Raw genomic sequence first — 6,020 nt, 5'->3', positions numbered from 1 at the left:
CATGAGTGTCTCCTTCTCTTCCATGACAAGAAAGCCGGAGCGGCCAGGCCGCTCCGGTGGTTGCCGCGACCGGGCGCGACTCAGTAGGTGGAGCGCTGGATCGCCTCGCCGCCCTCCTCGATATCCTGTCCAGCCCCGCGGATGGTGTTGCAGCCGGACAGCAGCGAGAGCGTGAACAGCGACAGCAGCACGATGGCCAGGGTGCGTTTCATCGGCTTGCCTCCTTGCCGGTGGATGGTGAATGCCCTCATGCAATCTAGCACCACCGGCCGCGATTTGCCGGGCGCTACCGGCCACGCCGCGGCGACGCCACTCGACCCGCCGCCCTGTGTCATGATGGCAGCCCAACCCCCCTTGAGGAGAGAGCACATGGACAAGGCCGAGGTCGATGAGCGCCTGGCGGCGGACAGCTACCCGATCACCGAGCTGCCGCTGTGCCAGCTGCGCCTGATGAACGATACCCGCTACCCCTGGCTCCTGCTGATCCCGAGGCGTCGCGGCGTCAGCGAGGTGTTCGACCTCGACGAGGCCGACCAGCAGCAGCTGTGGCGCGAGGCCAGCCGCATCGGCCGGGCCTTCAAGGCGATGATTGGCGCCGACAAGCTCAATCTGGCAAGCCTCGGCAACGTGGTGCCCCAGCTGCACGTGCACCTGGTGCTGCGCCGCGAGGGGGACGCGGCCTGGCCCGGCCCGGTCTGGGGCCAGGGCAGCCCCCGGCCCTACGACCTGGACGAGCTGGCCGCCATGCGCGATCGGGTGCTGGCCCTGGTCGAGGGCCTGGCGCTCGAGGCGCAGGAGAGCTAGCCGCCGAAGGGGTGGCCGCCGGGCGCGCGCTCGCGCGGGGCGTCATCCCCCGAACGCGGCTCGACCGGGGCGCCACGCGACGCGGGCTCGCCCAACAGCGGCACGCCCGCCGGCTGGCTGACGCCGGTCACGCTGAGCGATACGCCCAGCGCCACGATGGCCAGCCCCCCCGCCAGCGAGACCCAGCCCAGCAGGCGTCCGGCCCGCGGCGCCTGGTCCTGGCGGGCCAGGCGCCGCTCCGCCCAGCCCCGGGCGTAGACGCTGGCCAGCGCCAGCGCCGAGACGGTGAGCGCCGTGCCCAGCGACATCACCAGCACCGCGGCGACGCCGACCAGGAAGTGGCCGAGCAGGGCCGCCGCCCCCAGCAGCAGCACCGCGCCGCTGCACGGACGAATGCCGATGGCGACCACCGTGGCCAGGGCAGTGCGCCAGTCGCTGGCCTGCTCGGGGTCCACGTGGTGGTGCCCGCCGCAGCAGTCATGGCCGTGATGGTGGTCGTGATGGTGGCCATGGGCATGTGCCTGGCCCGGGTCGGCGCCGTGTGAGTGGCTGGCATGGGCATGACCGGCGTGCTGGCCAATCGGCACCGGCCGGCGGCGCAGCTGGCGAATCGCCCGCAGGCAGAGCCACAGACCGAGCAGCGCCACCATGGCAAAGCTGGCCTGCTCCACCCACACCACGCTGCCCATGGCCTGGCGGGTCAACCAGCCAAGGCCGTAGACCAGCACCACCACCAGGCCAATGGCCACCACCCCCTGCAGCAGGGAAGCGGCGAAGGAGAGGCCCAGCGCCCGGCGCCGAGCGCCGCCCTGGGAGATCAGGTAGGTGGCCAACACCGCCTTGCCGTGGCCCGGGCCCGCGGCGTGGAAGACCCCGTAGCCGAAGCTGATGCCGAGCAGGGCCGCCCAGGCGCCGGTCGAGGGCGTGCCCGAGAACTCGCTGATCGCCAGGGTCAGGGCGCGGTGGAAGTCGCGCTGCCACGCTACCAGCTGCAGGCTGAGCCCCTGCAGCGCCTCCTGGAGCAGCAGCTGCCAGGCCAGCAGGGCGAGCAGCAGCCCTCCCGCCAGCCACATCAGTCGCCTGAGGGTTACCGGCATGCCACCTCCCCGGTCTCGGCGAAGTGGCGGCCGAGCCCCGGCTCGGCCTCGTCGGTAACATCCAGCATGGCGGCCTGCATGACCCGCTCGGGGTCGGGGTTGGCCGGCTCGATGTGCGTCTCGCACTCGAGTCCACCGCCGACCAGCAGGGCATCGCTGGCCGGGCGATTGCCCTCCTCCTCATGAACCATCTCGATAAAATAGGTGGGATCGAACACCTGGTAGCGCAGCGTCTGACCGGCCATCGGCAGCGGTTCCGCCAGGGGCAGCAGGAAGATGAACTCGACCCGCCCGCCGCGCTCCAGCACGGTGTAGTCGTTGACCGCGTCGAAGGCGAGCTTCTCGCCAGCCAGGGTCAGCTCGGTGTAGTAGCCGTAGGCCACCAGGTTGTCGCGAATCTCACCGCCGAGCTGGTCGAGGGCGGCCTCGAGGCCCCCCTCGCCGTCGGCCTGGCCCAGCTCCTCGAGCACCACCAGGCTGTAGAAGGGATCCATGCGCCAGGACTGGTGGAGCCCGGTGAGCTGTCCCTCGTCGTCCACCACCAGGCGCAGGCGCATGTCGATCCAACCGTGGGGATGGGCCTGGGCCAGGCCGCTCGCGAGCAGGCACAGCAGCGCCGTGGCGGCCAGTCCCGGGCGTCGTCGTAATAGATCAGGCATCGTGTCTCCCGAGTGTTGCAGGGATGATAGCGGTCATGGGTCAGCGCCACATGCCCAGCTGGTCCTGCATCTCCACCAGCAGGCGATCCAGGGTCTGGGGCGGCAGCGGACGCCCCCCTCGGGTGGCGGTCAGGCTCACCCGGCTCTGCTCGCCCTGCCCCGAGACCTCCACCAGGACCCGATAGCCGGGCCAGCGCGAGAAGACCGCCTCGAGGCGCCCCAGCTCGGCATCGGCGTAGCGCACCACGTAGCCGTTGGCCATCAGCACCTCGGCAGCGGCCCGCAGCGTCGCCTCGGGGGCGAAGGCGAAGTCGAGCTCCCGCGGGGGCTCCCGGGCGGGGGACGTGGCGCACCCCGCCAGCAGAAGCGCAACCAGCAGCGCGGGCAACAGGCGGCTCATCGGACACCTCCCGACTCGAGGGCGCCGCGCAGCCACTGGCAGAAGTCCGCAGTGCTGGCGCTGCGCGCATCGGCCAGCTCGCCGCGCCAGTCGATCACCTGGATATCGCGGCTCACGCGCACCTCCTCCCCGCCGGCCAGCAGCGAGACCCGCTCCAGTTGGGTGGCGTCGCGGGTCAGGCTGCCCACGCCACCGAAGCCGATCATCACGCCGCTTCTCACCCCGCCCCGTCCGCCACCGACGCCGAAGCCGCCGAACACCCCGCGGCTCTCCCAGTCATCGTGGCGGCTGCCGTAGCCGGGTAGTATGCGCGTGCGCTCGGCGCTCACCAGCCCCAGGGCCAGCTCGGTATGGCGAATCAGGAAGCCCTCGGCCTCCAGCGCCTCGACGGCGGCGCGCACCAGGCCCTGGGGCGCCTGGTCGCCGATCGGCCAGCGACACTCCGCCGCGGGGCGGGGCTCCGCCGCCGGCAGCGTGGGGGGGGGCGTCTGGCAGCCGGCCAGCACCAGGACTGCTGCCAGGGCCATCACCAGCGCGCGTATCCGCCCGAAGGGCAGCAGCCAGAGGCGCATGATCGCTCTCCCGTGGGTTGTCAGAGCCGCAGTGTACGCATCGAGTCCGGCGGAAGGAACGCCCTCGCTCAAGCTCGGCCTGCGACGACGCCAAGCTGGAGCGAGATCTCCCACTGCGAGCCCCCCATGAAGATCCTCATCTGCCCGGATAGTTTCAAGGATGCCCTGCCCGCCGAGGCCGCGGCCCGCGCCATCGCCATCGCCATCGCCTGCGGCGTCCGCGGGCGGTGTCGTCGTTTGCGGTCACCGCGCCCGGGAATATGAAGAGATTGGGCAACGCCCGCCCGAGCGGCGGGCACCCGTTAACGCAGCGATATACTGCCTGCAGGGACGCAGGAACGAGGGCACCCTCACCACGAATGGAGGAGAGACCATGAACCGACTGCTGCTGGCCACCCTGATGGCCGCCCTGGCACTGGCCATGAGCCTGCCGGCCGCGGCGGATCGCCACCGCCACGGCGGCTACCATCCCCAGGTGCACCATCACTACCACCACCATGACCGCCGCGCCGATCGGGGACGCCACTACCATCAGAAGCGTCACCCTCACCAGGCGCGCCACCGCTCACCCAAGCGGGCCAAGCACCACCACCGCGCACCGAGCCGCGTGGTGGAGCATCACTACTACCATTCCTCACCGCCCCGCCATCACGAACCCCGCCGGGACCATCGTCGCTACCATCGCGGCAGCAGCGATATCCCGCTGGTGACCGTGGGCGGCTACCCCGCGGTACGCATCCGGGTCAATCACTGACCCTTCACACCCCCTCGCGGGCCAGGTCCTCGACCAAGGCCCGCAGCAGGGTCCAGAACTCCGCCACCGAGGCGATCTCCACCCGCTCGTCCGGGGAGTGGGCGCCGCGGATCAGCGGGCCGAAGGAGATCATCTCCAGGTGCGGGTACTTGCCGCCGAGGATGCCGCACTCGAGCCCGGCATGGATCACCTTGACCGCCGGATCGCCGCCCATCGCCTCCCGATGCAGGCGACAGACGCGCGCCAGCAGCTCGCTGTCCGGCCGCGGCGTCCAGCCCGGGTAGGCGTTCTCCACCCGCACCCGGGCGCCGATCAGCTTGAAGAGCGCCTGGAAGCGGTCGGCCAGGTCGGCGGTGGCGCTGTCGCGCAGCGAGCGCACCAGGGCGCAGAGGTGGAAGCGCCCCGCCTCCAGGCTGACCACGCCGAGGTTGTTGGAGGTCTCCACCACCCCGGGCACCTCGCTGCTCAGGCGCTCCACCCCGCAGGGGGCGGCGTGCAGCGCCGCCACCAGCAGGTGGCTGGCCTGGGCGGTAAGCGCCCCCTCAGAGGCAGGTTCCACCGGTTCGATCGCCAGCGCCAGGCCGTCATCGACCCCGGCCAGCTCGGCGCGCAGCTCCGCCTCCAGCGCGGCCACCCGGGCCGCTACGCTCGCCCGCTCGTCAGCCGGCAGCGCCAGGGTGGCGAAGGCTTCCCGCGGCAGGGCGTTGCGCAGGGTGCCGCCGCGATAGTCCGCCAGGCGCACCTGACAGGCCTCGAGGGCGCGCAGCACCCGCACCAGCAGCCGGTTGGCGTTGCCCAGCCCCTTGTGGATATCCATGCCAGAGTGGCCGCCCTTGAGGCCGGTGAGGGAGAGGCGCATCGCCACCTCGTCCTCGCTGACCGGTGCCGTCGGCAGCTGCGCCTCCACCACCACGTCGGCCCCGCCGGCGCAGCCGATATAGACCTCGCCGCGATCCTCCGAGTCGAGGTTGAGCAGCAGCCGGCCCGACAGCCAGCCCTCGGCCAGGTTCAGGGCGCCACCCATGGAGGTCTCCTCCTCCAGGGTGAAGAGCGCCTCCAGGGGGCCGTGGGTCAGGGTATCGTCCTCGAGGATGGCCAGGGCGGCGGCCACGCCCAGGCCGTTGTCGGCGCCCAGGGTGGTGTCGGTGGCGCGCAGCCAGCCGTCGTCGCCGATACGGGTGCGGATCGGGTCCCGGGTGAAGTCATGAGGGGAGCCGGCATTGGCCTGGGGCACCATGTCCAGGTGGGCCTGGAGGATCACCCCCGGGGCGGCCTCATGGCCCGGCGTGGCCGCCTTGCAAAGGCGCAGGTTGCCGAAGGCGTCGCGGTCGTGGGCCAGGCCCTGCTCATCGGCCCACTGCTCCAGGCGCGCCACCAGCGCCGCCTCGTGCCCGGAGGGGCGCGGCGTATTGCACAGGGTGCGGAAGTGGCGCCACAGCAGTGGCGGTTCGAGCCGTTCGAGATGTTCGTTCATGGGGACTCTGCTCTGCGATAACCGGCCTACCTTACTCAGCCGGTGCTGGCAGGGGAAGCTGCCTTGTAAGAGGCCCCAAGGGTGAAGGCAACACCACCGAGGCAGTTAAGTGGGAGGCCGGCTATTTGCCGGGCGAAGGAGGCCACAGGCCTCCCAGCGGACAATACCAACCTGAACAACACCGCCAGGGCGCCTGGCGGCGCCGTTCGCCCGGGAGAACCCGGCCTCCCACTTTACCTTCTGCATGCCATAGTGATTAC

Annotated in this window: 9 protein-coding genes; 3 read left to right on the top strand and 6 right to left on the bottom strand. The window is 71.3% G+C overall.

Going from position 1 to position 6,020, the window contains the following annotated elements; translation table 11 throughout:
- Positions 1-80 precede the first annotated feature (80 nt).
- On the bottom strand, positions 81-212 hold the full coding sequence (locus J5F18_RS03940; RefSeq protein WP_346301030.1) for an entericidin A/B family lipoprotein: 132 nt from the start codon (positions 210-212) through the stop codon (positions 81-83).
- 157 nt (positions 213-369) lie between these two features.
- Between J5F18_RS03940 and J5F18_RS03935 the strand changes: the two genes are divergently transcribed.
- Complete coding sequence (locus J5F18_RS03935; RefSeq protein WP_346301029.1) at positions 370-804, top strand: HIT family protein; 435 nt, start codon at positions 370-372, stop codon at positions 802-804.
- Here the strand turns inward: J5F18_RS03935 and J5F18_RS03930 are convergent.
- Genes J5F18_RS03930 through J5F18_RS03915 form a run of 4 tightly spaced genes read right to left on the bottom strand, consistent with a single transcriptional unit; the run spans position 801 to position 3,532 of the window.
- On the bottom strand, positions 801-1,901 hold the full coding sequence (locus J5F18_RS03930; protein ID WP_346301028.1) for a nickel/cobalt transporter: 1,101 nt from the start codon (positions 1,899-1,901) through the stop codon (positions 801-803). The two genes, J5F18_RS03935 and J5F18_RS03930, sit on opposite strands and share 4 nt — an antisense overlap.
- Positions 1,892-2,560 carry a DUF1007 family protein gene (locus J5F18_RS03925; RefSeq protein WP_346301027.1) on the bottom strand — a complete coding sequence of 223 codons (669 nt, stop codon included), beginning with the start codon at positions 2,558-2,560 and terminating at the stop codon, positions 1,892-1,894. Before J5F18_RS03925 ends, J5F18_RS03930 begins: the two co-directional genes overlap by 10 nt.
- A 40-nt stretch (positions 2,561-2,600) precedes the next feature.
- Positions 2,601-2,960, bottom strand: a complete 360-nt coding sequence (locus J5F18_RS03920; RefSeq protein ID WP_346301026.1) for a hypothetical protein — start codon at positions 2,958-2,960, stop codon at positions 2,601-2,603.
- Positions 2,957-3,532: a hypothetical protein gene (locus J5F18_RS03915; RefSeq protein ID WP_346301025.1), complete on the bottom strand. Its 576-nt coding sequence runs from the start codon at positions 3,530-3,532 to the stop codon at positions 2,957-2,959. The genes J5F18_RS03920 and J5F18_RS03915 overlap by 4 nt, the downstream gene beginning before the upstream one ends.
- A gap of 126 nt (positions 3,533-3,658) precedes the next feature.
- Between J5F18_RS03915 and J5F18_RS03910 the strand changes: the two genes are divergently transcribed.
- Positions 3,659-3,796 (top strand): hypothetical protein, encoded by a 138-nt coding sequence (locus J5F18_RS03910; RefSeq protein ID WP_346301024.1) that lies wholly within the window; start codon positions 3,659-3,661, stop codon positions 3,794-3,796.
- A gap of 109 nt (positions 3,797-3,905) precedes the next feature.
- Entirely contained in the window at positions 3,906-4,286 is a 381-nt protein-coding gene (locus J5F18_RS03905; RefSeq protein ID WP_346301023.1) for a hypothetical protein, read from the top strand.
- A gap of 4 nt (positions 4,287-4,290) precedes the next feature.
- Here J5F18_RS03905 and J5F18_RS03900 read toward each other — a convergent pair whose 3' ends face one another.
- Positions 4,291-5,760, bottom strand: coding sequence for an aminoacyl-histidine dipeptidase (locus J5F18_RS03900; RefSeq protein ID WP_346301022.1), 1,470 nt, complete (start codon positions 5,758-5,760; stop codon positions 4,291-4,293).
- Positions 5,761-6,020: the final 260 nt, after the last annotated feature.

Source organism: Halomonas sp. BM-2019, assembly GCF_017584085.1.
Note: the sequence above shows the minus strand (reverse complement) of the source record. Positions and strands in the feature narration are given on the sequence as shown.